Raw genomic sequence first — 25,410 nt, forward strand, 5'->3', positions numbered from 1 at the left:
AAGACAAGGACGTCTTGCACCGCCCCTCCCCACGCGCTAGCATGAATTTTTACTTTCCTGGAGCGCGTATGAGTCTGTTTCAACGTATAAAAGCATCTTTTCGCGCCCTGTTCCCTCGCCGCTATCGCTGGCCCGGCCTCGATATCTCCCTGCCCGGCGGACAGCATCTGCATCTGGTTGGCAGCATCCATATGGGCACCCGGGATATGTCTCCCCTGCCCGAGGGGCTGATCGCCAGGCTGCACAGCGCCGATGCGCTGGTCGTGGAAGCAGATATCTCCGGGGATGAGTCGCCCTTCTCAGGCCTGGCGATACCGCCTCCGCTGAATGAGCGTCTTAGCGCCACACAGCTGGCCGAGCTGGAGCGGCTTGCCGACGAGCTCGGGTTATCGCTCTCCATGCTTGAGAGCCAGCCGCTATGGCAGATCGCGATGGTGTTGCAGGCCACCCAGGCACAGCGTCTGGGTCTGCGGGGCGATTACGGCATCGATTACCAGCTGTTGAATGCCGCGCGCGCGCGGCAACTGCCTATTATCGAGCTGGAAGGCGCTGCCAGCCAGATTGCCCTGCTGCGCCAGATGCCGAACGACGGGCAGCTGCTGCTGGAAGATACTCTGACCCACTGGCATACCAACGCCCGTTTGTTACAGACCATGGTGAGCTGGTGGCTGGATTCGCCTCCTGTCGTCGACAGGCTGGCGCTGCCGGCGACCTTCAGCGAATCGCTGTATGACGTGCTGATGCACGAGCGTAATCAGGCGTGGTGCGAGAAGCTGCACGCGCTGCCTGCGGGACGGTATGTGGTGGCGGTGGGAGCATTACATTTGTACGGCGAGGGAAATTTGCCGTCGTTGCTGAAATAAAAAAGTGGCCAATATTTCTATTGGCCCGTCAAAGAGGAATTTCATCGTTGTTATTATGCCGGAGGAGACCCCCGGTTGAGCCGATTGTCGCTCAAAGTGACCATCACTGCCAACACTATATGCGCAAGATGGTGCTATTTTTTAGCCTCTTCTGAGGCGTATGCTTAGGGCGTTTATTGTCCGGGCTAAGAAGGATTGCTATGACTCCCGCCGTTAAATTACTCGAAAAAAACAAGATTACGTTCCGGATCCATACCTACGACCACGATCCGAGTGAAACCAATTTTGGCGATGAAGTGGTGCGTAAGCTGGGGCTGAATGCCGATCAGGTTTATAAAACGTTGCTGGTCGCGGTCAACGGCGATATGAAGCATCTCGCCGTGGCGGTGACGCCGGTTGCCGGGCAGCTGGATCTCAAGAAGGTGGCGAAGGCGCTGGGCGCTAAAAAAGTGGATATGGCCGACCCGATGGTGGCGCAACGCACGACGGGGTATCTGGTGGGCGGCATCAGCCCGCTGGGGCAGAAAAAACGCCTGCCGACGCTGATTGATGCGCCTTCTCAGGCCTTTGAAACGATCTATATTTCGGGTGGCAAGCGCGGGCTGGATATTGAGCTGGCGGCCAGCGATCTGGCAAAAATGCTGGATGCGCAGTTTGCGGATATTGCGCGCCGGGAGTAAAAAATGCCGGGTGGCGGCTACGCCTTACCCGGCCTACAACGTCAAAACCTTGAACCGTAGGCCCGGTAAGCGAAGCGCCACCGGGCAAAAACTACCTTTACTCCCAGCTCACCTCACCTTTCGGTTCATACGCGTTCACATCCAGCGGAGAGTTCTGCTGGATGTACTGCTTCAGCACCTCGGCGTCGATAAAGCCGGTATTCACGTAGCCCGGTTTATCATCGATATGCGGATAGCCATCGCCACCGGTAGCGTTAAAGCTTAACGTCGCCATCCGGTAGGTTTTAGCCGGATCAACAGGTTCACCTTTGATCTTCAGGTCGTTGAGTGCCCCACCCTTCGCCACGAAACTCACATTGGCGAACTGTGGATAGGCTCCAGAGTCAGGCTTCATCTGCGCTACCGCGGTCAGATAGTCCGTCACCTCTTTGCCGCTCATATCGACATACACCAGCACGTTGCCGAACGGCTGTACCTTCAGCACATCTTTATAGGTGATATCACCGCCTTCGATGGAGTCGCGGATCCCGCCACCGCTCATCACCGCGAAATCGGCATTGGTGCGCGCCATCTGCGCCGCCAGCACCAGATGGCCCATGTTGGTCTGCACGAAGCGCACCTTGCTGCGATCGCCTTCCAGCCTGCCGGAGAGCGTGCCGATCTTCACATCCAGCTGGGCCTTGCCTTTATTCTGGAACGGCGACAGCAGGGAGAGCATCTGCGGGTTTTCCGCAATTTCCGGCGTATAGAGAACACGCTCGCTCTGGCCGTTATCGTAGGTCACCTTCTTCTTCAGGTTGACCGGGATCAGCTGGTAATGCACCAGCTTCATCTCGCCGTTGCGGAACTCGAAATCCGCGCGGCCTACGTATTTACCCCACTCATGGGCCTGCACAATCCAGATCCCGTTCTGCTTGTCCGGTGCGCACGGCGTGCCCGGCACGTAGTCCACCTGCTTTTTATTTTCCGAGGCCATACAGACCGGATCCTGAGAGTGGCCGCCCACAATCATCGCCAGCGAGCCCGCCGGCAGACTGCGCGCCATCTCGACATCGCCCGGGGCGTTCGAGCCGTGGTCGCCATTATCGTAATGCCCCATATGGGTGGTGGCGATAATCACGTCCGGCTTTTCATTCTGCTGTAATTCCTGGATCACCAGCTTCGCTTCGTCGGCCGGTTTACGGAATTCGATATCGGTAAAATATTCCGGGTTGCCAATTTTCGCCGTGTCGTCGGTGGTCAGCCCCACCACGGCAATTTTAATATCCTGGCGTTTGAAAATAGCCCAGGGCTTAAATAAACGCTCCCCGGTACTTTTCTGGTAAATATTGGCGGAGAGGAACGGGAATTTGGCCCACTTCTCCTGCTGGCGTAATACTTCAATAGGATTATCAAACTCGTGGTTACCCACGGCCATCGCATCGTAGCCAATCAAATTCATGCCGCGGAAATCGGGTTCCGCATCCTGTAGATCCGATTCTGGCACGCCGGTATTAATATCGCCGCCGGAGAGCAACAGTACGCTGCCGCCCTTCGCCGCCACCTCTTTACGGATCCCGTCCACCAGCGTCTTTTGCGCCGAGAGGCCATACTCGCCGTATTCGCTGCGCCAGAAGTGGCCATGATGATCGTTGGTATGCAGGATGGTGATGTTATAGGTTTTATCCTGTTCCCAGGCCTGGGCTGGCAGGCTTAACAGACCGCACGCCGCGATGATTGCCAGCGCGACGCCTCGCTTCATTAACTTCATTTCTTCACTCCCTGATCCATAGACAAAGGCAAAAATTACAGCGAGTAAGCAGAATAGACAACTTTGTTTTCAGAATTGCGACTTTCCTCAAATGTCGGGGAAAGGTATGTTAGTCGGATAATAATTACATCCTGCATTTCCTATAACAATCGACGTGGTATTTATGGCAATCAGTGAATCTACTCCACCGGTGTCGGCTGCTAAGGCTCGCACCTCATTTGGTATTCTCGGCGCAATCAGTCTTTCGCATTTGCTTAACGATATGATCCAGTCGCTTATTCTGGCGATCTATCCGTTATTACAGTCGGAATTCTCTCTTACCTTTGTACAGATCGGCATGATCACCCTCACCTTCCAGCTGGCCTCGTCGCTGCTGCAACCGGTAGTGGGCTACTGGACGGATAAATATCCGATGCCGTGGTCGCTGCCGATTGGCATGTGCTTTACCCTGAGCGGCCTGATCCTGCTGGCGATGGCGGGCAGCTTCGAGGGCGTATTAGTGGCGGCTGCGCTGGTGGGAACCGGCTCGTCGGTCTTCCACCCCGAGTCGTCCCGCGTAGCGCGTATGGCCTCCGGTGGCCGTCACGGGCTGGCGCAGTCTCTGTTCCAGGTGGGCGGTAACTTTGGCAGCTCCCTCGGCCCACTGCTGGCGGCGGTGATTATCGCCCCGTACGGTAAAGGCAACGTGGCCTGGTTTGTGCTCGCCGCGCTGTTGGCGATTGTGGTACTGGCGCAGATCAGCCGCTGGTATGCCGCCCAGCATCAGGTCAATAAGGGTAAACCAAAAGCGCCGGTGATAAATCCCCTGCCGCGTAACAAGGTCATTCTGGCCGTCAGCATCCTGCTGATGCTGATTTTCTCGAAATATTTCTATATGGCTAGCATCAGCAGCTATTACACCTTTTATCTGATGGAAAAATTCGGATTATCGGTACAAAACGCCCAGTTCCACCTCTTCGCCTTCCTGTTTGCGGTGGCCGCAGGGACGTTTATTGGCGGGCCATTGGGTGACAAAATTGGGCGTAAATATGTGATTTGGGGCTCTATCCTCGGCGTAGCGCCTTTCACGCTTATTTTGCCCTATGCAACCCTATGGTGGACGGGTGTTTTAACCGTGATCATTGGTTTTATCCTCGCTTCGGCGTTTTCGGCCATTCTGGTCTATGCCCAGGAGCTGCTTCCGGGGCGTATCGGCATGGTTTCCGGGCTATTTTTTGGATTTGCCTTTGGGATGGGCGGCCTTGGCGCAGCCGTGTTAGGCCTGATTGCGGACCATACCAGCATCTTTTTGGTCTACAAAATCTGTGCTTTCCTGCCACTTCTCGGGATGTTGACTATATTCCTGCCTGATAACCGGCATAAAGCCTGATTTACCTGCGGCTAAACTCCAGGTTTGGCCGCAACCTTCCCTACTGCCATAAGCCTTTCTTAGCACAGCCTCTTGAAAATCGCCCTGTTCTGCTTTCGTTTAACCCTTATTGCTGTTTTACGCAAATTTCAATAATTATTCATAAACATAATCATTAAATTTGTCATAAACTATTACTCGGCTTTTTGGTTTCTGGACCAAAAATGGATTAACTCAGCAACGAAAGGAGACGGAATGCATCACGCCACACCGCTTATCACCACCATTGTCGGTGGACTTGTACTCGCATTTATACTCGGCATGCTTGCCAACAAACTTCGCATTTCGCCTCTGGTGGGCTATTTATTAGCTGGCGTGTTAGCCGGTCCTTTTACCCCAGGTTTTGTTGCTGATACTAAACTTGCCCCGGAGCTGGCGGAGCTTGGCGTGATCCTGCTGATGTTCGGTGTGGGTTTGCATTTCTCCCTGAAGGATTTGATGGCGGTAAAGTCGATCGCCATTCCCGGCGCGATCGCCCAGATAGCCGTGGCGACGTTGCTGGGTATGGCGCTTTCAGCGATGCTGGGCTGGCCGCTGATGACCGGTATCGTGTTTGGTCTCTGTCTTTCCACCGCCAGTACCGTGGTGCTGCTGCGCGCGCTTGAAGAGAGACAGCTGATTGACAGCCAGCGAGGGCAGATCGCCATTGGCTGGCTGATTGTTGAAGATCTGGTGATGGTGTTAACTCTGGTGCTGCTGCCTGCGGTCGCCGGAATGCTCGAAAAAGATAACGTCGGCTTTGCCACCCTGGCGCTGGATATGAGTATCACCATCGGTAAAGTGGTGGCCTTTATCGCCATCATGATGCTGGTGGGCCGCCGCCTGGTGCCGTGGATCCTCTCCCGCAGCGCCGCTACCGGCTCCCGCGAGCTGTTTACCCTTGCGGTACTGGCCTTGGCGCTGGGTATCGCCTTTGGCGCCGTTGAGCTGTTTGATGTCTCCTTCGCTCTGGGTGCCTTCTTTGCCGGAATGGTGCTGAACGAATCGGAGCTGAGCCACCGTGCCGCGCACGATACCCTGCCCCTGCGCGATGCCTTTGCGGTGCTGTTCTTCGTCTCGGTAGGGATGCTGTTTAACCCGATGATCCTGATTGAGCAGCCGCTGGCGGTGCTGGGCACCCTGGCGATCATCATCTTTGGTAAGTCGGTTGCCGCGTTCTTCCTGGTGCGTCTGTTCGGCCACTCGCCGCGTACCGCGCTGACCATCGCCGCCAGCCTGGCGCAGATCGGCGAGTTTGCCTTTATCCTGGCCGGGTTAGGCATGGCGCTGGATCTGCTGCCGCAGGCCGGACAAAACCTGGTGCTGGCGGGGGCGATCCTCTCGATTATGCTCAACCCGGTGCTGTTCGCGCTGCTGGAAAAATACCTCGAGAAGACCGAAACCCTCGAAGAGCAGACCCTGGAAGAGGCGACGGAAGAAGAGAAACAGATCCCGGTGGATATCTGCAACCATGCCCTGCTGGTCGGCTTTGGCCGTGTCGGCAGTCTGCTGGGTGAGAAGCTGCTGGCCCAGGGTATTCCGCTGGTGGTGATTGAGACCTCCCGTACCCGCGTGGACGAGCTGCGCGAGCGCGGGATCCGTGCGGTGCTGGGCAATGCGGCGAACGAAGAGATCATGAACCTGGCGCATCTGGACTGCGCGCGCTGGCTGCTGCTGACTATCCCGAATGGTTATGAAGCCGGTGAGATTGTGGTTTCCGCCCGCGAAAAATATCCGCACCTGGAGATTATCGCCCGGGCGCATTACGACGACGAAGTGGAATACATCATGGAGCGTGGCGCAAATCAGGTGGTGATGGGCGAGCGTGAAATTGCCAATACCATGCTGTCGCTGCTGGAGAAACCGCCGGTTGAAGTGGCGGTGACGGGGTAAAAAAAAGCCTGCTGGCGCTTCGCTTAGCAGGCCTGGTTGTCGCCCCGGCAGGCGCAACGCCGCCGGGGAATTGTGCTATCGATCCCAGTAAGACTCTTCCAGGCTATCTTCCCGCTCCGGCAGGCCGCGCGTTAAGCGCGGAGAGTGCTGGTTCAGCACCTGATAACTGACGCGGTTCGCGTACTTACATACCTGAGCCAGCGACGAGTAGGTCAGCCAGGAAAACTTGTGTTTACTGGAGTTCGGCACGTTGGTGCGGTGAAAGGCGTTCGCGGTGATATCGTGCAGCAGCGCCGCCAGCGCGCCGTCGCCTGCGCCGTTGGTGTTCATAATCTTCTCTGGCCCGCCCATGTACGGGGCGATATGCGAGAAGATACGCAGCGGGTTGACGCAATCTTTGTGACGCATGGCGCGGCTGAATTCAAACTGGTTGAATTCGGCAATCGCCCCCGGCAGCAGCGGATGCTGGGTTTTACGCTTCGCCTCTTCTTCGGTAAAGCCGGCCATATACAAGCCGACCGGCCCGGCGGTACAAAGCACCAGATCGACCCAGTCCAGCGCCTTGTCGGACGCCAGGAGCGGATCGCTCTCCCCGGTCAGGGCTTCGGCCTCTTCTTCATTCATCGCCAGAATCGAGACATGCTCTTTCAGGAATGCCTGCCACCACTCGGGGTTATCGGCGATAACGAATTTGGTGCCGAGGGTCAGGACCACCGGCACGTTGTATTTCTTCGCATACTCCACCGCCTTCATGGTCGCTTCCGGCATCGGCTCGCCCGGCTTGCAGCGCACCAGATAGGAGGTCAGCACCAGCGCCGACGCTCCGGCAATCACCTCTTCCGGGATGCTTTCTGCCCGCAGCTTGTTCATGTGTCCCGGGCTGATGGCGAAGGTCCGCTCGCCGGATTCACCGATCAGCGTAAAGCAGCGACCAATCGCCCCGTCCACGCCCTGGAGGTAGTTCAGATCGGTACGGCTGGAGGTATTGCAGAGATAGCGGTAGGCGTAACTGCCAATTTCGATGTTGCTGCACATCACGCCCAGCAGAACGGAGCGGTCATCGGCCAGCACGGAGTAGTTGTGCATGGTGTTGCCGATGGTGCCACCGGCAAACTGATGGGTGATCAGGTTGTCCCGCACCAGCTCCTGATACAGCGCTTCCGCCACATCGTCTTCGATAACCAGCGAGTGCCCGGCGCTCAGCCCGTAACGCGCGACAAACGCATCGTCCACTTTTGCTTCGATATCCACCAGCGTCTGATCGATACCCACCACCCAGGCGGCGTTGGTCTCATTTTCCGGCTGAATTTGCTGCAACAGTGGGTCGCGGGCGTTAACGGGGAAGTAGTGTTTTGATTTACGTTTACCGGGAAATTTCATGTTCAGGGCTACGAGTGACGGATGGGCCGGAAATGGTAGCACAAACCCGGCCCGGAGTGCGATTAGCGGCTGTTGGTCACCAGGGAGACCATCATCTCGATGTGTTCAGGATCGTCGTTCAGCGCCGGAATGTACTCGTACTTTTCCCCGCCCGCTTCGAGGAAAAACTCCCGGTTTTGCACCGCGATCTCTTCCAGCGTCTCCAGACAGTCTGCCGCAAAGCCCGGCGACATCACCTGGATATGCTTCACGCCCTTCTCGCCCAGCATTTTGAGGGTTTCATCGGTATAGGGGGTCAACCATGGCTCGCGGCCAAAGCGCGACTGGAAGGTCATCATCACCTTCTCTGGCGGCAGGCCGAGCGCGGAAACCAGCTCACGCGTGGTATCGCGACAGCGCTGGGGATAGTCATCCCCTTCATCGGCAAATCGCTGCGGAATACCGTGATAGGAGAGCAGGAGCAGATCCGGCTCGCCGTGTTTTGCAAAGGACGCGCGCGCGCTGCTGGCAAGGGCATTGATATACATGTCGTTATCCGCGTAGTCGCGAATAAAGGTCACCGAAGGAATGCGGCGACGGGTTGCCAGAATGCGCGCCAGCTCGTCCCAGACGGCGGCTACGGTGGAGCAGGAGTATTGCGGATAGAGCGCCAGCACCACGATATGGTCCACGCCCTGCGCCAGCAGTTCCGTGACGGCGCTTTCCAGCGACGGTTTACCGTAGCTCATCCCGAGCGCGACCGGCGTATCCGGCAGGCGGGCGGCGAGGGCTTTCTCCTGACGACGGCTGTAGACCATCAGCGGCGAACCCTCTTCCATCCAGACGGACTGATAGAGTTTTGCCACACGTGGCGAACGGATCGGCAGGATCACGCCGCGTAGCAAGGGCCACCACAGCAGGCGCGGGGTATCCACAACGCGCGTATCGCTCAGAAACTGGCGCAGATAACGGCTGACCGCTGCGGGGGTTGGGGCTTCGGGGGTACCTAAATTGGCAAGCAGGATGCCGGTTTTCGCCTGACTCATTCACGCCTCATAACCTTTTAACAGGCTGATAAGTGTATCTGAAAAGTGCGTAAACGGAACCAATTGCAGTAAGAGGTAAGATGAGAATTTTTCTCACCCGGGGACCCGGGTGAGAGAGGTGCGATTAGCCGAGGATCTTTTCCAGCTCTGCACGGACTTCTGCGACAGGCTTAGTGCCGTCGACTTTGGCGTATTTAGTGTTACCCGCCTGCGCTTCTTTGGAGTAGTAGCCGATCAGCGGCGCGGTCATCTGATGGTATTCCACCAGGCGCTTACGCACGGTCTCTTCCTGATCGTCTTTGCGGGTGGTCAGCTCTTCGCCGGTCACGTCGTCTTTGCCTTCAACCTTAGGCGGGTTGAATTTGATGTGGTAAACGCGGCCGGAAGCGGCGTGTACGCGACGACCGATGATACGGTCAACGATCAGCTCGTCCGGTACGTCGAACTCCAGCACGTAGTCCACGTTGATGCCCGCTTCTTTCATGGCATCAGCCTGAGGAATGGTACGCGGGAAGCCGTCCAGCAGGAAACCGTTGCGGCAATCTTCCTGAGTAATGCGTTCTTTAACCAGAGCGATCACCAGCTCATCGGTTACCAGTTTGCCGGCGTCCATAATATCTTTCGCCTGTTTGCCCAGCTCGGAGCCAGATTTAACAGCGGCACGCAGCATGTCACCGGTAGAGATTTGCGGAATACCGTATTTCTCCATGATGAACTGAGCCTGAGTTCCTTTACCCGCGCCCGGAGCGCCAAGCAGAATAATACGCATTGCGAAAATCCCCTCAAAAGTTGGTTCAATTTTTCAAAAGCGCTAAACAATACCATCAGAACGGATGTGGCTCAAGGAAGGCGGGGAGGCTGAAACGGTTAATGAGGGGAATTTATTAGAGAGTACAGACTGATGGCCTGGCCCTCTCTCACGGAGAGAGAGCCAGGGTGAAGAGAGATCAGCTCAGCAGCAACGCATTCACGCGCTTGATGAACTGGTTTGGATCTTCCAGCGTGCCGCGCTCGGCCAGCAGGGATTGATCCAGCAGGAGTTCAACCCACTCGGCAAAGCGCGTCTCGTCCTGAGTCTCGGCCGCACGTTTCACCAGGACGTGATCCGGGTTCAGTTCAAAGATGTACTTCACTTCCGGTACGCTCTGGCCCGCAGCGGCGAACAGCTTCGCCATCTGGGTGCTCATTTCGTCGGCTTCGGTAGTAACGATGGCCGGGGTATCGGTCAGACGGTGGGTGAAACGCACCTCTTTCACGCGATCGCCCAGATGGGTCTTCACGCGCTCAACAAACGGCTCCAGCGCTTTTTCCGCCTCTTTGGCGGTTTCGTCCACTTCGTCCGCCAGCTTGTCGATGGACTCATCGGCTTTGGCAACGGACTGGAACGCTTTACCGCTGAACTCGGTCAGGTAGTTCATCATCCACTCATCGATGCGATCGGAAAGCAGCAGCACTTCGATGCCTTTCTTACGCAGCAGCTCCAGGTGCGGGCTGCTCTTCGCCGCGGCATAGCTGTCGGCGGTGATGTAGTAGATCTTCTCCTGCCCTTCTTTCATGCGGGAGATGTACTCTTCCAGCGACACGGTCTGCTCGGAAGAGTCGGTGTGCGTGGAGGCAAAACGCAGCAGTTTGGCAATGGCTTCAACGTTGGAAGAATCTTCCGCCGGGCCCTCTTTCAGCACCAGGCCGAACTGTTTCCAGAAGGTCTGATATTTTTCCGCGTCGTCTTTCGCCAGCTTGTCCAGCATCTGCAGGGCGCGTTTGCTCAGCGCGGTGCGCAGGTTGCGGGTGACGGTGCTGTCCTGCAGGATCTCACGGGAGACGTTCAGCGGCAGGTCGTTGGAGTCTATCAGGCCACGCACAAAGCGCAGGTAGTTCGGCATGAACTGCTCGGCTTCGTCCATGATGAATACGCGCTGCACGTACAGCTTCAGGCCGTGCTTGTGATCGCGGTTCCACATATCCCACGGCGCCTGCGCCGGGATATAGAGCAGGCTGGTGTACTCCTGCTTCCCTTCCACGCGGTTGTGGCTCCAGGTCAGCGGATCGGTAAAGTCGTGGGCGATGTGCTTGTAGAACTCGGTGTACTCTTCGTCTTTGATCTCAGACTTGTTGCGCGTCCACAGCGCCTGCGCCTTGTTGATCTTCTCCCAGGAAATAACGGTTTCGCCGTCCTGCTCTTCCTGTTTTTCGATCTCTACCGGCAGGGCGATATGGTCAGAGTATTTGCTGATGATAGAGCGCACGCGCCAGTCGTTGAGGAAATCGTCTTCCCCTTCGCGCAGGTGCAGGGTGATCTCGGTCCCGCGATCGGCTTTGGTGATATCCGCCACGGTGTATTCGCCTTCGCCGTGGGATTCCCAGAACACGCCGCTTTCAGCGCTTTCGCCTGCCGCACGGGTGCGCACGGTGACTTTATCCGCCACGATGAACGCCGAGTAGAAGCCGACGCCGAACTGGCCGATCAGCTGGCTGTCTTTCGCCTGATCGGAACCCATCGACTGCAGGAAGGCTTTGGTGCCGGATTTGGCGATGGTGCCGAGGTGGTCAATGGCTTCATCGCGGGTCATGCCGATGCCGTTGTCCGCGATGGTCAGGGTGCGGTTCTCTTTATCAAACGAGACGCGCACGCGCAGTTCGCCGTCACCTTCATACAGCTCTGGCTTCGACAGCGCGCGGAAACGCAGCTTGTCTGCCGCATCAGAGGCGTTAGAGATAAGCTCGCGCAGGAAGATTTCTTTATTGGAATAAAGAGAATGGATCATCAGGTGCAGAAGTTGTTTTACTTCTGACTGGAAACCGCGGGTTTCTTGTCCTTTCATACTAAGTCGACCTCAACAATGCCATTTAATGGGGTTTAAAAGCGTTGAGGGAGAGATGGGGATAAGCGAGAAGGTTTTCAAGCGGAGGCCACAGGTGCAGCCTCCGTTTGGTCAGAAAATAATCTTGTGACGTCCGGCCAGAGAGTGTGACAGCGTGGTGCCGTCCACCATCTCCAGCTCGCCGCCCACCGGAACGCCATGCGCGATACGGCTGGCGTCGACGCCGGACTCGGCGCACAGCTCGGCGATGTAGTTGGCGGTCGCCTCCCCTTCCACCGTTGGGTTGGTGGCGAGGATCACCTCAGAAATCGTTTCCGATTTCAGACGCTGTTCTAAACGGTCCAGACCGATATCATCCGGCCCGATACCGTCCAGCGGCGACAGGTGGCCCATCAGCACAAAATAGCGGCCGGAAAACTGCCCGGTCTGTTCGATGGCGTAGATGTCCGCAGGACTCTCCACCACGCAGATCTGACCGTTTTCCTGGCGGCGCGGATTGGCGCAGATGTTACACACCTCCTGCTCGGTAAAGGTGCGGCAGTCCGCACAGTGACCGATTTCTGACATGGCGCGGGTCAGGGCCTGCGCCAGACGCATGCCGCCGCTGCGATCGCGCTGCAGCAGGATAAACGCCATGCGCTGCGCTGACTTAGGGCCTACGCCCGGCAGGCAGCGTAGCGCTTCCATTAACTGCGTGAGCAGCGGACTGGTTTGCATCAGAATGGCATCTTAAAGCCCGGTGGCAGCTGCATTCCGGAGGATACAGAAGCCATTTTCTCTTTCTGGGTTTCGTCGATACGGCGCGCAGCATCGTTGAATGCAGCGGCGACCAGATCTTCCAGCATATCTTTGTCGTCTTCGAGCAGGCTTGGGTCGATCTCCACGCGACGGCAGTTATGTGCGCCGTTGATGGTCACTTTGACCAGACCTGCGCCCGATTCGCCGGTGACTTCCATCTGCGCGATCTCTTCCTGCATCTTCTGCATTTTTTCCTGCATCTGCTGGGCCTGCTTCATCAGACCACCCAGACCGCCTTTACCACCAAACATAGGCTTCTCTCTTCTTTCACGTTAAAGATAACAACCGTAAGTCAGACTCACGATCAAATGGGTCGAATACTCTCTTCATCCAGTTCTGCATCAAAGTAACGCTGCAGGGTCTGAATGTTATTATCCGCGATAATCGACTCACGCGCCTGCGCGAGTTTCTCTTCATAAATGGCCTGGCGCCACTCCAGCGGCGTTCGCACCGCCGGATTATCATCTTCAATGATGGTCAATTCAACCGGCGCGCCCTGTAATGTGGAGAGTGCCTCAGTCAGCACCTGTTGCGCGCTCGCCGAGTTCAGGTGACGCTGGCCCGGCCGCAGATGCAGGCAGACCCGGTTGCCGTCCTGTTCACGCCAGGCGTTCAGGGCAACCTGCTCCACCAGCTTGGGCAGCTTCAGCTGACTGACCTCTGCCGCCCAGGCATCACGCTCAAGGGACTCCCCGGCCAGCTTGGCAGCCAGCTCCGGCGTCTTCTCATGCTCCAGCGCCTTTTTCAGCGCCTTCGGCGTGGCGACCTCCACCTTCACTTCTTCGACGACGGTGGTGGCTTTCCAGCGATAGGCCTCTTTCTTCGCCGGAGCCTGCGGCTCAGGCGTGGCCGAGGCAGAACGCGACTGTACGCGATCCGAGACCGAGGCCAGACGTTCAAGCGCGGCGTTATTTACCGGCCGCGCTCTTGCAGGCGCTGCCGGTTCACTCTTTTTTGGTTTGGTTGCTCCCTGCGCGCGTTGCAACTGACTGCGGGCGGCGAGCACCGAACTGGTGGCATCCGACAGCGGCGCATCGTGGCGCGGCGGCGGAGGCGCACTCTGCTGCGCGGGCACCTGCGGCGGCGTGAGCACTGCCGTTGGCGCGACTGGCGCAAACGACGGCTGCTGCACCTCGGGCTCCGGCAGCGGCATGCGCGGATGGAACGCCAGCGCGCGCAACAGGGTCATTTCAACCCCCATACGTAGGTCGGGGGCAAACGGCAGCTCTTTACGACCGATTAACAGGGTCTGATAGTAGAGCTGCACGTCCGTCGGCGGAATGGTTCGCGCCAGTTCGCGCATCCGCTGTTCAATCGCGGCCATGTCCGGACCCAGCGCCGCCGGGGAGAGCTGCACCATCGCAATGCGGTGCAGCAGGCTGAGCATCTCAACCAGCAGGGCTTCCCACTCGATGCCGCGTGACGCCGAGGCGTTAATCAGCGCCATCACCCGCTCGCCGTTGGCCTCGACCACCGCCTCAATCAGCGACAGGGCCTGATCGTCGTCCAGGGTGCCGAGCATGGTGCTGACCGCAAGCGTGGTCAGCTGTCCGTCGCCGCTGGCAATCGCCTGATCGGTGAGGCTGAGGGCATCGCGCAGGCTGCCGTCGGCGGCACGCGCCAACAGCTGCAGGGCACGCGGTTCGTGCGCCACCTGCTCTTCATTCAAAATATGTTCGAGCTGATCGCGGATCTGCCCGACGTCCAGCGCCTTCAGATGGAACTGCAGGCAGCGGGATAAGATGGTCACCGGCAGTTTTTGCGGATCGGTGGTCGCCAGCAGGAATTTGACGTGTGCAGGCGGCTCTTCCAGCGTCTTCAGCAGGGCGTTAAAGCTATGGCGCGACAGCATGTGCACTTCATCGATCAGATAGACCTTGAAGCGGCCACGCGCCGGGGCGTACTGGACGTTATCCAGCAGATCGCGGGTATCTTCGACTTTGGTGCGCGAGGCGGCATCGATCTCAATCAGATCGACAAAGCGCCCCTGCTCGATTTCACGGCAGTTATCGCACACGCCGCACGGCGTGGCGGTGATCCCGCTTTCGCAGTTGAGGCCTTTCGCCAGCAAACGGGCGATAGAGGTTTTACCGACGCCACGGGTGCCGGAAAAAAGATAGGCGTGATGGATACGTCCTAGCGATAAGCCGTTCGCCAGGGCGGTCAGCACATGTTCCTGGCCGACAACGTCAGCAAAGGTTTGGGGTCGCCATTTACGGGCTAACACCTGATAACTCATGGGCAGGCTCTGCAACGCTGGAAGGTGGATATTCAGGGGGGTAATGCTAACACAACCTCACCCGTTGGGCGAGGTTGCGGGCGGGGGATTAATGTCCCGGGAAAGGCACGAGGCTGTAGCTGGTGATGCCCTGTTTATCCAGGCGCTGTTCGCCACCCAGATCGAACAGGTTGATGATGAAGGCCGCATCGGTCACTTCGCCACCCAGACGACGGATCAGCTTCACGGTCGCCTCAATGGTGCCGCCGGTTGCCAGCAGATCGTCAACCACCAGCACTTTGTCGCCAGGCTTGATCGCATCAATGTGGATCTCAAGCTGATCGGTGCCGTACTCCAGCTCGTAGCTCTCGGCGATGGTTTCACGCGGCAGTTTGCGCGGCTTACGCACCGGCACAAAACCAACGCCCATTGCCAGCGCTACCGGAGCGCCAAACAGGAAGCCGCGGGCTTCGGTGCCGACAACTTTGGTGATCCCGGCGTTTTTATAACGCTCGACCAGCAGTTCAATGCTGAGCGCGTACGCTTTCGGGTCTTCCAGCAAGCTGGTGACATCACGGAAAAGAATGCCAGGCTTCGGATAGTCCTGGATGCTTTTGATGCTGTTTTTAAGGTATTCAAGCTGCTGCGCAGTTGCGGTCATAAATGGATGCCTGATGAAAACGGTGTTACTCACGGAGCGGATAGAGTATTGGTCAAAGTAACAATTGTTTAACCTTTGACCAGGCGTGCCCGTGCTCGAAAACGGTCGAATTTACTGGCTGCGCACAAGAATTGCAACAGCCAGTCAGCGGATTATTGCTTTTGTTGCTTTTCATCAACTACGGGGATCCGCCACATGAAAATCAGCAGGCAAGAGAGGATCGCCAGCAGCAGGATCCGCACCCACATGATTTTTACCATCCATAATGAGAAGGCGAAGGTCACGAGGATCACCGCAATAGCCCGCGGCTTGGCCCCGGGCGGCATGGCACGGTACTGTTGCCAGTGGCGCAGATAGCCGCCAAACCATGAGCGGTACAGTAGCCAGTGGTGAAAACGCGGCGAGGAGCGGGCGAAGCACCAGGCCGCCAGCAATATAAAGGGCGTGGTCGGCAGAAGGGGTAAAACGACGCCCAGCGTGCCGAGCACTACCGCAAGCCAGCCAATGATGATTAAAATAGTACGCTGCATAATGCGAATCGTTATCAAACTGAACGGCTACTGTACCACTGGAGAGCGGATTGAAAACAGCCTTGCTTTTACAGACGCTGCAAAATCAGCTGACGGCCCTGCGAACCCAGGCCGCCCCTCTGATGCAGCACGCCACCCTGAAGCCGCGTTTTGACAGGCAGCTGTTCCGCACCCGCAGCACCCTCATTAAAGATTATCTGGATGAAGTCCAGCACAATCTGGATGAGCTGGGTCACGCGGTGGAGAAAGCGCAAACGGAGCAGGTCAACTGGCTGGCTACCCATCTGGTGGAACAGATCGCCGCCCTGCACCGGGAGATCGCCGCCTGGCCTTTACGGGTCTGGGACAGCCCTTCTGCGGGAGCGACAAAATGGCAGCGCAAGCGCCTGGAGCATCAGGAGTTTGAGCGGCGGCTGTGTGAGATGAAGTCTGAACGCGAGACGCGGCTGAACCAGGCCGAAACGCTGGAAGAGCAGCAGATGCTGATGCGCGAAATTACCGCGCTGGAGGGGCGGCTGGAACGCTGTCGTAAGGCACTGGATGATATTGAGCGCGTGATTGCGCGTCTGACCCGTTAACAGGAGTAGTGTGTGTCACTGGAAAACGCCCCCGATGAAATAAAGCTGGCCGTGGATCTGATCATGTTGCTGGAGAATCATGCGATCCCGGCCGAGACGGTGCTGAAGGCGCTGGAGATTGTGAAGCGGGATTTTGAGGGGAAAATCCCCTCTCCCCTGCCCTCTCCCTGAAAAGGGAGAGAGCCAGATTAAGGGGTAATGTTACGCCGGCGTCGGGTCATCACCCTTCACTTCACGTTTCACTTCCGTATGTTCGTCACCCTTCTCGTTGCGCAGATGCACTTCAAGCTGGTTGAACGCGATGTTGATGTTATTTTCCCGGCACAGACGCTCGATGGTGCGGTTCAGTTCATCAACCGTGTAGCTGCGGTCACGCAGTTCACGTACGTACAGACGCAGTTCATGATCCAGCGTGCTCGGCCCGAAGGTGGTGAAGAACACGGCTGGCTCCGGATCGTGCATCACTTTCGGGTGGTCCATCGCCGCTTTCAGCAGCACTTTTTTCACCGCATCCAGATCGGAGCCGTAGGCTACGCCCAGACGGATCACTACGCGGGTGATGGTGTCGGAGAGCGACCAGTTGATCAACCGCTCGGTCACGAAGGCTTTGTTCGGGATGATCACCTCTTTGCGATCGAAGTCGGTGATGGTGGTCGCACGGATACGGATCTTGCTGACGGTTCCCGAGAAGGTGCCGATAGTCACGGTATCGCCAATACGCACCGGACGTTCAAACAGGATAATCAGACCCGAAACGAAGTTACCGAAGATCTCCTGCAAACCGAACCCGAGACCGACCGACAGGGCCGCCGCCAGCCACTGCAGTTTATCCCACGAAACCCCGAGCGAACCGAAGACGGTCATCGCCCCGGCTACCAGAATCACATAGTTGAGGATGGTGGTGATGGCGTACGAGGCCCCCTGGCGCATATTCAGGCGCGAGAGCACCAGCACTTCCAGCAGGCCAGGCAGGTTGCGGATCAAGGCCCAGGCCACCATCGACGAGACCAGCGCAAACAGCAGGCTGCCCATGGTGACGTTTTTCACCACCGCCGCACCCGCTTCGGTGCCGTTGTAGTGCCACAGGGTAATGCTGTCGAGATAGGCAAAGACGGTGATTAAATCAGACCAGATGGCCCAGAACATCACGCCGAACAGGGCGATCATCACCAGCATGGTGATACGCAGCGTCTGCTGGTTCACCTGCTCCAGAGCGATGGTCGGCTCCTCCTGCGGCTCAGCGCCTTCCGCCCCCTCTTTCACCATATTCTGCCGACGCGCCAGGGCGCGGCGATAGGCGATGCGACGAGCGGCAACGCTCAGCCCGCGCAGGACGGTCTGGTACAGCAGGTTCCAGAGGATCACCAGATAGACGGTTTCAATCCAGCGACCCGACAGACGCAGGGTGGTATAGAAATAGCCGGTGGCCGTCAGCACCATCAGCGCCAGCGGGATAATGGACAGCACGGTGACCGTCGCCAGGCGGATAGCGTGCGACTCTTTATCGCGCCAGCTGTCACGGCACATCGGCCACATCAGGACGCTGATCAGCAGCAGATTCAGCAGAATGACGAACTGACCCAGCACGTCGTCCATCAGATGCAGCGGGGAGAGTTCCGCCACCACCGACCAGAAGTGCAGCGGCAACAGCGCCAGGCTAATGCGCACAATCTGGCGTCGCCAATGGCTGGTGAGCTGGGCAGGCATATTGAAGTGGCTTACCGCCACGCCGTCTTTCTCCAGCACTTTCCAGCACAGGCCAAACACCAGCCAGAACAGCGCCAGTTTTTTACTGAAGGCCCACAGCAGATCGCTGACGTTGAGCTGCATGGTGAGCAGGATCAGCCCCGCAGCCAGAATCAACAGGCAGACCGGCAGGGCGCGGATCAGATCGATTAGAATGGCTTTCGGCGTATGAAGCTGGCTGTCATTACGCAACTGCCCCACTTCATTCGCCAGCTTCGCCTGGTACTTTTTCAGCCAGCCGAGACGCCAGCGGATTAACCCGGCAATCAGCAACAGCGGCAGGCCCGCCAGGAAGGCAAAGGCCACCGCCGGACCGGCTTTTTCCCAGTTAACGGTAATTTTCATCCCTTTAATCTGGTCTTTCAGCATGCCCGGGAAGGATTTGATCCAGTCCCAGTCCATCGGCTTGTTGCTGTTTACCCAGAAGATCTGCTGGGTGAGGATCTCCTGCAGGCTTTTGGAGACGCTCACCAGCTGCTGCTGGTTGATCTGCAGGTTAATGGCCATCATCAGCTGATTGCCCAGCTGTTTATTCAGCTGGTCGAGCAGCTCGCGGCGCATATCCACGACCTGCAGCAGCGCATCGTGAACTTCACCATTCACCTCGCTGCTGTGCCCCTCTTCCACTTTCGCAACAAAGGCATCGCTCTGGAACAGGGCGTCGCGCTGCTGGTTGACCTCAAACTGTTCCAGGCGCAGATCCGCAATGCGGTTGGTCATATCCTCCAGCTCATCGGCGGAAGGTAAGGTCTGCTGTTGCTGATAAAGGATACGCGACAGCAGCAGGCTGCCTTTCAGGACGGCAATCTGCTCTTTGATGTTGCGTTCAGACTGCAGGGCACGATCCAGCCAGTTTTTGACTTTGATGTTCTGCTGAACCAGTGAGTTACCGTTTTCGGTGGCGGTAATCAAACGCTGGCTGAGCTGATGGTTCATATCCAGCTCCTGCTTCACCAGCGGATTTTCCTGGATACGCGCGGTTTCGTCCGGGTTAACGGCCTCCTGCGCGGTTTTCTCCGTCAGGGTCAGTCGCTTGCTGTTGACCGCCTCCTGCAACAGCTGCAGCTGATGCTCCAGACGGTTGATGTTGGCGGTGACATAGTCGCGCTGTTTTTGCAGGGTATCCTGCAGCACGGTGTTGCCTTCCAGACTCTTACGCTGCTGTTCAATCTGCGCATTCAGCAGCTGCTGCTGCGCCAGCAGCAACGTTTGCTGCGTGGGACGTAACGCCGCCTCACCCGCGGAAGTCCCGTTCAGACGATTGCGGATCTGCTGCAGCTGCTGAGACGCGGTGTACATCGCATTCTGCACGCGCTCCGGCTGAGTTTGCAGAGATACCAGTTGGCTATTGTAGGTGGCGAGATCGCTTTGCGCAGTTTGTAAATCGTCGAGCAGCTGCGCCACGCGCAGTTCCAACTGACGCAGGGACAGGGTCGCCAGCGTTTTGCGGGTTTCTGCATCGTTATCGACATCGCCCAGCGCGTTGAGGCTCTCGGTCGCCTTGCGCATCGTTTCCGGTGCCTGAGCCACCTTCTGGCGTAACTGCGTGGTTTCGGCTTTGACCCGCTCGAGCTTGTCGACGGTCTCCAGGGTTTCCGTCAGATCCTGCTGAACCAGCTTGTCCTGCGGAGTGAGCTCTTTCTGTTTGCTCAGGGCATCAAGCTGGCTCTGGATATCTGCCCGCGTTGGCGTGTCGTTGCTATTATCGGCACGCGCCAACGCAGCCGGTGAAGCCATCAATGCGAAAAAGAAAACCAGAATAAATGCCAGGAGAGGATGCTGTTTGCGTGTGTAGTGCAACATAGTTATGTGTAATTCGTGTGATGAATGACGAAAAAAGACCGGCGTGAAGAATATCACGGCAATCGGGTGCAAAATAGCATCAACTGTCGGCTCCTGGACAATTCCTGGGAGTCAGGCTGGGAGCGACTCTGGCTGCGCGCGCAGCGTCGGGCAGAACTGGTACATCTCCAGCAGGATGGCCACGTAATCACGGGCTTCCCGTTGCAGATCAAAAGACTGGGGGGCAAAAAGCCAGTTTTCCATAATGCCGGAAATATAGCTGCGCATCAGGATAGCGGCGCGACGGGTCAGCAAATTAGCGGGCAACATTTTAGCTTTAATACAATGCATCAGGGTCTGTTCAATACGGTCGTAACTTTCCAGACATAAACTGCGCTGTGCCTGTTGCACAACGGCCATTTCCCCGACAAACTCGCATTTGTGGAAAATGATCTCCATCATCAGGCGGCGACGCTCTTCAATAACAGTCGCCTCAAGGATATAGACCAGAATCTCTCTTAAAACTGAGAGTGGATCGTCGGGGAATTTTGCCCGATACTCAGTCTCGAGATCTCCAATACTGGATTCTGAAAGCTCCCAAATTTCACCAAATAAATCTGACTTATTTTTGAAATGCCAGTAAATCGCTCCCCGGGTTACCCCAGCCGCCTGAGCAATATGTGCCAGCGAAGTGGAAGAGACCCCCTGTTGCGAAAACAAGCGCAAAGCAACATCAAGGATGTGCTGGCGTGTCGCAAGTGCTTGTTGTTTGGTTTTTCGTGCCATACCTTGGTGAATTTACAGGAGTCAGATTTACATACATTTATGAATGTATGTACCATAGCACGACGATAATATAAACGCAGCAATGGGTTTGTGGACGCGTGATCCATTGATCAATTTGAAATCGGAAACTCGAGGTTTACATATGAACAAAAACAGAGGGTTAACGCCTCTGGCGATCGTTCTGATGCTCTCAGGCAGCTTAGCGCTTACAGGATGTGACGAAAAACAGGCTCAACAAGGGGCTCAGCAGGTGCCAGAAGTTGGCGTCGTGACGCTCAAATCCGAACCTCTCCAGATAACAACAGAATTACCCGGCCGAACCAGCGCTTACCGCATTGCTGAAGTGCGTCCACAGGTGAGTGGCATCATCCTGAAACGTAATTTTACGGAAGGTGGTGATGTTAAAGCAGGTGATTCTCTGTATCAGATTGATCCCGCTACCTATCAGGCTAATTACGAAAGTGCAAAAGGCGATCTGGCTAAAGCCCAGGCTGCGGCAAAAATTGCCCAGCTGACCGTCAGCCGTTATCAGAAACTGTTGGGTACCCAGTACATCAGCCAACAGGAATACGATAGCGCCCAGGCAGATGCTCAACAGGCTAACGCCGCCGTTACCGCTGCGAAAGCCGCGGTAGAAACTGCACGCATTAACCTGGCCTATACCAAAGTGACCTCGCCTATCAGCGGTCGCATTGGTAAATCGTCAGTGACCGAAGGTGCCCTGGTGCAGAGCGGCCAGACCAACGCGCTGGCTACCGTGCAGCAGCTTGATCCGATCTATGTCGATGTTACCCAGTCGAGCAATGATTTCCTGCGTCTGAAACAGGAGCTGGAGAACGGCACCCTGAAGCAGGAAAATGGCAAAGCGAAAGTGGAACTGGTCACCAGCGACGGTATTAAGTTCCCACAGGCCGGCAGCCTCGAGTTCTCTGACGTGACGGTCGATCAGACCACCGGTTCTATCACCCTGCGTGCCATCTTCCCGAACCCGAACCATACGCTGTTACCGGGTATGTTCGTTCGTGCAAGCCTGGAAGAAGGGACTAACCCAACCGCACTGCTGGTTCCACAGCAGGGTGTGACCCGTACGCCGCGCGGCGATGCCAGTGCAATGGTTATTGGCGCTGAAGACAAAGTCGAAGTCCGTCAGATCACCGCCACTCAGGCGATTGGTGACAAATGGCTGGTCACTGACGGTCTGAAAGATGGCGATCGCGTCATCATTACCGGTTTACAAAAAGTTCGCCCGGGCGCCCAGGTTAAAGCGCAAGAGGTCAAGTCTGACAATCAACAACAAGCCTCCGCAGGCGGCCAGTCAGAACAACCTAAGTCTTAACTTAAACAGGAGCCGTTAAGACATGCCTAATTTCTTTATCGATCGCCCCATTTTTGCGTGGGTGATCGCCATAATCATCATGCTAGCCGGGGGACTTGCGATCCTGAAGCTGCCTGTCGCGCAATATCCAACCATTGCGCCGCCAGCAATTTCAATCGCCGCAACCTACCCTGGGGCTGATGCCAAAACGGTGCAGGACACCGTAACCCAGGTTATCGAACAGAACATGAACGGTATCGATAACCTGATGTACATGTCCTCCAACAGTGACTCCACCGGTACGGTGCAGATCACGCTGACCTTTGAGTCCGGTACAGATGCGGATATCGCTCAGGTTCAGGTGCAGAACAAACTGCAGCTGGCGATGCCGTTACTGCCGCAGGAAGTACAACAGCAGGGCGTGAGCGTGGAGAAATCCTCCAGCAGCTTCCTGATGGTTGTCGGCGTTATCAACACCAACGGCACCATGACGCAGGAGGATATTTCCGACTACGTGGGCGCCAACATGAAGGATGCCATCAGCCGTACTTCAGGCGTGGGTGACGTGCAGCTGTTCGGTTCCCAGTACGCGATGCGTATCTGGATGGATCCGAACAAACTGAACAACTTCCAGCTGACGCCGGTAGACGTGATCACCGCCATCAAAGCGCAGAACGCCCAGGTTGCAGCCGGTCAGTTAGGCGGTACGCCACCGGTTAAAGGCCAGCAGCTTAACGCCTCGATCATCGCGCAGACCCGTCTGACCTCAGCAGATGAGTTCAGTAAAATTCTGCTGAAAGTGAATCCGGACGGTTCACAGGTTCGCCTGCGTGACGTTGCGAAGGTGGAGCTGGGCGGTGAAAACTACGACGTTATCGCCAAATTTAACGGCCAGCCGGCTTCCGGTCTGGGGATTAAACTGGCGACCGGCGCTAATGCCCTGGATACAGCAACAGCGATCCGTGCCGAACTGAAGAAAATGGAACCTTTCTTCCCGTCAGGTCTGAAAATCGTTTACCCGTATGACACCACGCCGTTCGTTAAGATCTCGATTCACGAAGTAGTGAAAACGCTGGTCGAAGCGATCATCCTGGTATTCATCGTAATGTATCTGTTCCTGCAGAACTTCCGCGCGACGCTGATCCCTACCATTGCCGTTCCGGTCGTTCTGTTGGGTACCTTTGCGATACTGTCGATCTTTGGCTATTCGATAAACACCCTGACGATGTTCGGGATGGTGCTGGCGATAGGCTTGCTGGTGGATGACGCCATCGTAGTAGTGGAAAACGTCGAGCGTGTGATGTCCGAAGAGGGGCTGCCGCCGAAGGAAGCCACCCGTAAGTCGATGGGTCAGATCCAGGGCGCACTGGTCGGTATCGCGATGGTGCTGTCCGCCGTATTTATCCCGATGGCCTTCTTCGGTGGCTCTACCGGTGCGATTTATCGTCAGTTCTCCATCACTATCGTCTCGGCAATGGCCCTGTCGGTACTGGTTGCGTTGATCCTGACCCCGGCACTGTGCGCCACCATGCTGAAACCGGTAGCCAAAGGCGATCACGGCGAAGGCAAAAAAGGCTTCTTCGGCTGGTTTAACCGCATGTTCGATAAGAGCACGCATCACTACACCGACAGCGTGGGCAATATCCTGCGCAGCACCGGTCGTTATCTGCTGCTCTATATCATCATCGTGGTCGGTATGGCGTACCTGTTTGTTCGTCTGCCAAGCTCCTTCCTGCCGGACGAAGACCAGGGCGTATTCCTGACCATGGCCCAGCTGCCAGCAGGTGCATCCCAGGAACGTACCCAGAAAGTGCTGGATGAGGTGACGGATTACTACCTCACTAAAGAGAAAGCCAACGTTGAATCGGTGTTTGCGGTTAACGGCTTTGGTTTTGCGGGTCGTGGCCAGAACACCGGTATTGCCTTCGTTTCTCTGAAAGACTGGGCTGAGCGTCCGGGCGAAGAGAATAAAGTTGAAGCCATTACTGGCCGTGCGATGGGCACCTTCTCGCAGATTAAAGATGCGATGGTCTTTGCCTTTAACCTACCTGCGATCGTCGAGCTGGGTACGGCAACCGGCTTTGACTTCCAGCTTATCGACCAGGGCGGTCTGGGCCATGAAAAACTGACTCAGGCGCGTAACCAGCTGTTTGGTGAGGTGGCAAAACATCCTGAGCTGCTGGTGGGCGTGCGTCCTAACGGCCTGGAAGATACGCCGCAGTTTAAAGTGGATATCGATCAGGAAAAAGCACAGGCGCTGGGCGTCACTATCAGTGACATCAATACCACGCTGGGCGCAGCCTGGGGCGGTAGCTACGTCAACGACTTCATCGACCGCGGTCGCGTGAAGAAGGTGTACGTGATGTCTGAAGCGCAATACCGTATGTTGCCGAACGATATCAATAACTGGTACGTCCGCGGCAGTAACGGGCAGATGGTGCCATTCGCCGCCTTCTCCACGTCACGCTGGGAATATGGCTCACCGCGTCTGGAACGTTACAACGGTCTGCCATCGATGGAGATCCTCGGTCAGGCGGCACCGGGCAGAAGTACCGGTGAGGCCATGAACCTGATGGAAGAGCTGGCGGGTAAACTGCCAGCAGGCATCGGCTACGACTGGACGGGGATGTCCTATCAGGAACGTCTGTCCGGCAACCAGGCCCCTGCCCTGTATGCCATCTCCCTGATCGTGGTATTCCTGTGTCTGGCAGCGCTGTATGAGAGCTGGTCTATTCCGTTCTCCGTTATGCTGGTTGTACCGCTGGGGGTCATTGGCGCCCTGTTGGCAGCCACGTTCCGTGGCCTCGGTAATGACGTTTACTTCCAGGTGGGCCTGCTGACAACCATTGGCTTGTCGGCGAAGAACGCGATATTGATCGTGGAATTCGCCAAGGATCTGATGGATAAAGAGGGCAAAGGGCTGATTGAAGCGACGCTGGAGGCGGTCCGTATGCGTCTGCGTCCGATTCTGATGACCTCCCTGGCGTTTATCCTCGGGGTTATGCCTCTGGTAATCAGTTCGGGTGCAGGCTCCGGTTCGCAGAACGCCGTAGGTACTGGCGTAATGGGCGGGATGGTTACCGCAACCGTACTGGCTATCTTCTTTGTTCCGGTATTCTTTGTGGTGGTACGTCGCCGTTTCAGCCGTAAAAACGACGATATCGAACACAAACATTCGGTGTAAGAGACCAGCATC

At 56.7% G+C, this 25,410-nt stretch carries 20 protein-coding genes and 1 other annotated feature; of the genes, 8 read left to right on the forward strand and 12 right to left on the reverse strand.

Annotation, left to right across the window (positions count from 1 at the left end):
• Positions 1-68: 68 nt before the first annotated feature.
• Positions 69-863, forward strand: coding sequence for a TraB/GumN family protein (locus LRS40_RS01615; protein WP_142488487.1), 795 nt, complete (start codon positions 69-71; stop codon positions 861-863).
• A 200-nt stretch (positions 864-1,063) separates the two neighbouring features.
• A complete protein-coding gene (gene ybaK, locus LRS40_RS01620; RefSeq protein ID WP_032616885.1) occupies positions 1,064-1,543 on the forward strand; it encodes a Cys-tRNA(Pro)/Cys-tRNA(Cys) deacylase YbaK in 480 nt (159 codons plus the stop codon).
• Positions 1,544-1,640: 97 nt separating this feature from the next.
• Here ybaK and ushA read toward each other — a convergent pair whose 3' ends face one another.
• Positions 1,641-3,293 (reverse strand): bifunctional UDP-sugar hydrolase/5'-nucleotidase UshA, encoded by a 1,653-nt coding sequence (gene ushA / locus LRS40_RS01625; RefSeq protein ID WP_231312951.1) that lies wholly within the window; start codon positions 3,291-3,293, stop codon positions 1,641-1,643.
• A 163-nt stretch (positions 3,294-3,456) separates the two neighbouring features.
• Between ushA and LRS40_RS01630 the strand changes: the two genes are divergently transcribed.
• Together LRS40_RS01630 and ybaL are read left to right on the forward strand one after the other, a co-directional pair.
• Positions 3,457-4,662: an MFS transporter gene (locus LRS40_RS01630; protein ID WP_156263106.1), complete on the forward strand. Its 1,206-nt coding sequence runs from the start codon at positions 3,457-3,459 to the stop codon at positions 4,660-4,662.
• Positions 4,663-4,896: 234 nt separating this feature from the next.
• Positions 4,897-6,573, forward strand: a complete 1,677-nt coding sequence (gene ybaL, locus LRS40_RS01635) for a YbaL family putative K(+) efflux transporter (RefSeq protein WP_231312952.1) — start codon at positions 4,897-4,899, stop codon at positions 6,571-6,573.
• Positions 6,574-6,648: 75 nt separating this feature from the next.
• On the opposite strand, the gene LRS40_RS01640 is transcribed toward ybaL, so the two are convergent.
• The 9 genes from LRS40_RS01640 to LRS40_RS01680 all read right to left on the reverse strand — a co-directional run bounded on the left by LRS40_RS01640 (position 6,649) and on the right by LRS40_RS01680 (position 16,007).
• Positions 6,649-7,953, reverse strand: coding sequence for an inosine/guanosine kinase (locus tag LRS40_RS01640; protein WP_156265068.1), 1,305 nt, complete (start codon positions 7,951-7,953; stop codon positions 6,649-6,651).
• Positions 7,954-8,015: 62 nt separating this feature from the next.
• On the reverse strand, positions 8,016-8,978 hold the full coding sequence (gene hemH, locus LRS40_RS01645) for a ferrochelatase (protein WP_142488475.1): 963 nt from the start codon (positions 8,976-8,978) through the stop codon (positions 8,016-8,018).
• Between the two features lie 124 nt (positions 8,979-9,102).
• Positions 9,103-9,747 (reverse strand): adenylate kinase, encoded by a 645-nt coding sequence (gene adk, locus LRS40_RS01650; protein WP_106992193.1) that lies wholly within the window; start codon positions 9,745-9,747, stop codon positions 9,103-9,105.
• 178 nt (positions 9,748-9,925) lie between these two features.
• A complete protein-coding gene (gene htpG, locus LRS40_RS01655) occupies positions 9,926-11,800 on the reverse strand; it encodes a molecular chaperone HtpG (protein WP_231312953.1) in 1,875 nt (624 codons plus the stop codon).
• 111 nt (positions 11,801-11,911) lie between these two features.
• The gene (gene recR, locus LRS40_RS01660) at positions 11,912-12,517 is read right to left on the reverse strand and encodes a recombination mediator RecR (RefSeq protein ID WP_231312954.1); all 606 of its coding nucleotides are present in this window, start codon (positions 12,515-12,517) and stop codon (positions 11,912-11,914) included.
• Positions 12,517-12,849, reverse strand: a complete 333-nt coding sequence (locus LRS40_RS01665) for a YbaB/EbfC family nucleoid-associated protein (protein WP_032616874.1) — start codon at positions 12,847-12,849, stop codon at positions 12,517-12,519. The genes recR and LRS40_RS01665 overlap by 1 nt, the downstream gene beginning before the upstream one ends.
• A gap of 53 nt (positions 12,850-12,902) precedes the next feature.
• Positions 12,903-14,837: a DNA polymerase III subunit gamma/tau gene (gene dnaX, locus LRS40_RS01670; protein ID WP_231312955.1), complete on the reverse strand. Its 1,935-nt coding sequence runs from the start codon at positions 14,835-14,837 to the stop codon at positions 12,903-12,905.
• Positions 13,509-13,573 (reverse strand) — a sequence feature (DnaX frameshifting element). Its footprint overlaps the gene before it by 65 nt.
• Positions 14,838-14,925: 88 nt before the next feature.
• Positions 14,926-15,477 (reverse strand): adenine phosphoribosyltransferase, encoded by a 552-nt coding sequence (gene apt, locus LRS40_RS01675; RefSeq protein ID WP_142488471.1) that lies wholly within the window; start codon positions 15,475-15,477, stop codon positions 14,926-14,928.
• Positions 15,478-15,629: 152 nt separating this feature from the next.
• Positions 15,630-16,007 (reverse strand): DUF454 family protein, encoded by a 378-nt coding sequence (locus LRS40_RS01680; protein ID WP_142488470.1) that lies wholly within the window; start codon positions 16,005-16,007, stop codon positions 15,630-15,632.
• Positions 16,008-16,057: 50 nt separating this feature from the next.
• Between LRS40_RS01680 and priC the strand changes: the two genes are divergently transcribed.
• Together priC and rsmS are read left to right on the forward strand one after the other, a co-directional pair.
• Entirely contained in the window at positions 16,058-16,585 is a 528-nt protein-coding gene (gene priC / locus LRS40_RS01685) for a primosomal replication protein N'' (RefSeq protein WP_231312956.1), read from the forward strand.
• A 12-nt stretch (positions 16,586-16,597) separates the two neighbouring features.
• On the forward strand, positions 16,598-16,756 hold the full coding sequence (gene rsmS / locus LRS40_RS01690; RefSeq protein WP_142488468.1) for a pleiotropic regulatory protein RsmS: 159 nt from the start codon (positions 16,598-16,600) through the stop codon (positions 16,754-16,756).
• A gap of 30 nt (positions 16,757-16,786) precedes the next feature.
• Here rsmS and mscK read toward each other — a convergent pair whose 3' ends face one another.
• Positions 16,787-20,134 carry a mechanosensitive channel MscK gene (gene mscK, locus LRS40_RS01695; protein WP_142488467.1) on the reverse strand — a complete coding sequence of 1,116 codons (3,348 nt, stop codon included), beginning with the start codon at positions 20,132-20,134 and terminating at the stop codon, positions 16,787-16,789.
• Between the two features lie 111 nt (positions 20,135-20,245).
• Positions 20,246-20,899 (reverse strand): multidrug efflux transporter transcriptional repressor AcrR, encoded by a 654-nt coding sequence (gene acrR, locus LRS40_RS01700; protein ID WP_142488466.1) that lies wholly within the window; start codon positions 20,897-20,899, stop codon positions 20,246-20,248.
• A 142-nt stretch (positions 20,900-21,041) separates the two neighbouring features.
• Between acrR and acrA the strand changes: the two genes are divergently transcribed.
• Positions 21,042-22,235, forward strand: a complete 1,194-nt coding sequence (gene acrA / locus LRS40_RS01705) for a multidrug efflux RND transporter periplasmic adaptor subunit AcrA (protein ID WP_142488465.1) — start codon at positions 21,042-21,044, stop codon at positions 22,233-22,235.
• A gap of 22 nt (positions 22,236-22,257) precedes the next feature.
• Positions 22,258-25,398, forward strand: a complete 3,141-nt coding sequence (acrB, locus tag LRS40_RS01710) for a multidrug efflux RND transporter permease subunit AcrB (protein WP_231312957.1) — start codon at positions 22,258-22,260, stop codon at positions 25,396-25,398.
• Positions 25,399-25,410 lie beyond the last annotated feature (12 nt).

This window comes from Leclercia sp. G3L (assembly GCF_021117075.1).
GTDB lineage: Bacteria > Pseudomonadota > Gammaproteobacteria > Enterobacterales > Enterobacteriaceae > Enterobacter > Enterobacter adecarboxylatus_C.

Excerpts from the sequence above, each read along its gene's own strand:
- acrA (WP_142488465.1), top strand. The coding sequence starts at position 21,042 with ATGAACAAAAACAGAGGGTTAACGCCTCTGGCGATCGTTCTGATGCTC.
- dnaX (WP_231312955.1), bottom strand. The coding sequence starts at position 14,837 with ATGAGTTATCAGGTGTTAGCCCGTAAATGGCGACCCCAAACCTTTGCT.
- adk (WP_106992193.1), bottom strand. The coding sequence starts at position 9,747 with ATGCGTATTATTCTGCTTGGCGCTCCGGGCGCGGGTAAAGGAACTCAG.
- LRS40_RS01630 (WP_156263106.1), top strand. The coding sequence starts at position 3,457 with ATGGCAATCAGTGAATCTACTCCACCGGTGTCGGCTGCTAAGGCTCGC.
- LRS40_RS01615 (WP_142488487.1), top strand. The coding sequence starts at position 69 with ATGAGTCTGTTTCAACGTATAAAAGCATCTTTTCGCGCCCTGTTCCCT.
- LRS40_RS01680 (WP_142488470.1), bottom strand. The coding sequence starts at position 16,007 with ATGCAGCGTACTATTTTAATCATCATTGGCTGGCTTGCGGTAGTGCTC.
- acrR (WP_142488466.1), bottom strand. The coding sequence starts at position 20,899 with ATGGCACGAAAAACCAAACAACAAGCACTTGCGACACGCCAGCACATC.
- apt (WP_142488471.1), bottom strand. The coding sequence starts at position 15,477 with ATGACCGCAACTGCGCAGCAGCTTGAATACCTTAAAAACAGCATCAAA.
- ybaK (WP_032616885.1), top strand. The coding sequence starts at position 1,064 with ATGACTCCCGCCGTTAAATTACTCGAAAAAAACAAGATTACGTTCCGG.
- ybaL (WP_231312952.1), top strand. The coding sequence starts at position 4,897 with ATGCATCACGCCACACCGCTTATCACCACCATTGTCGGTGGACTTGTA.
- hemH (WP_142488475.1), bottom strand. The coding sequence starts at position 8,978 with ATGAGTCAGGCGAAAACCGGCATCCTGCTTGCCAATTTAGGTACCCCC.
- ushA (WP_231312951.1), bottom strand. The coding sequence starts at position 3,293 with ATGAAGTTAATGAAGCGAGGCGTCGCGCTGGCAATCATCGCGGCGTGC.
- htpG (WP_231312953.1), bottom strand. The coding sequence starts at position 11,800 with ATGAAAGGACAAGAAACCCGCGGTTTCCAGTCAGAAGTAAAACAACTT.
- LRS40_RS01665 (WP_032616874.1), bottom strand. The coding sequence starts at position 12,849 with ATGTTTGGTGGTAAAGGCGGTCTGGGTGGTCTGATGAAGCAGGCCCAG.
- acrB (WP_231312957.1), top strand. The coding sequence starts at position 22,258 with ATGCCTAATTTCTTTATCGATCGCCCCATTTTTGCGTGGGTGATCGCC.
- LRS40_RS01640 (WP_156265068.1), bottom strand. The coding sequence starts at position 7,953 with ATGAAATTTCCCGGTAAACGTAAATCAAAACACTACTTCCCCGTTAAC.
- recR (WP_231312954.1), bottom strand. The coding sequence starts at position 12,517 with ATGCAAACCAGTCCGCTGCTCACGCAGTTAATGGAAGCGCTACGCTGC.
- mscK (WP_142488467.1), bottom strand. The coding sequence starts at position 20,134 with ATGTTGCACTACACACGCAAACAGCATCCTCTCCTGGCATTTATTCTG.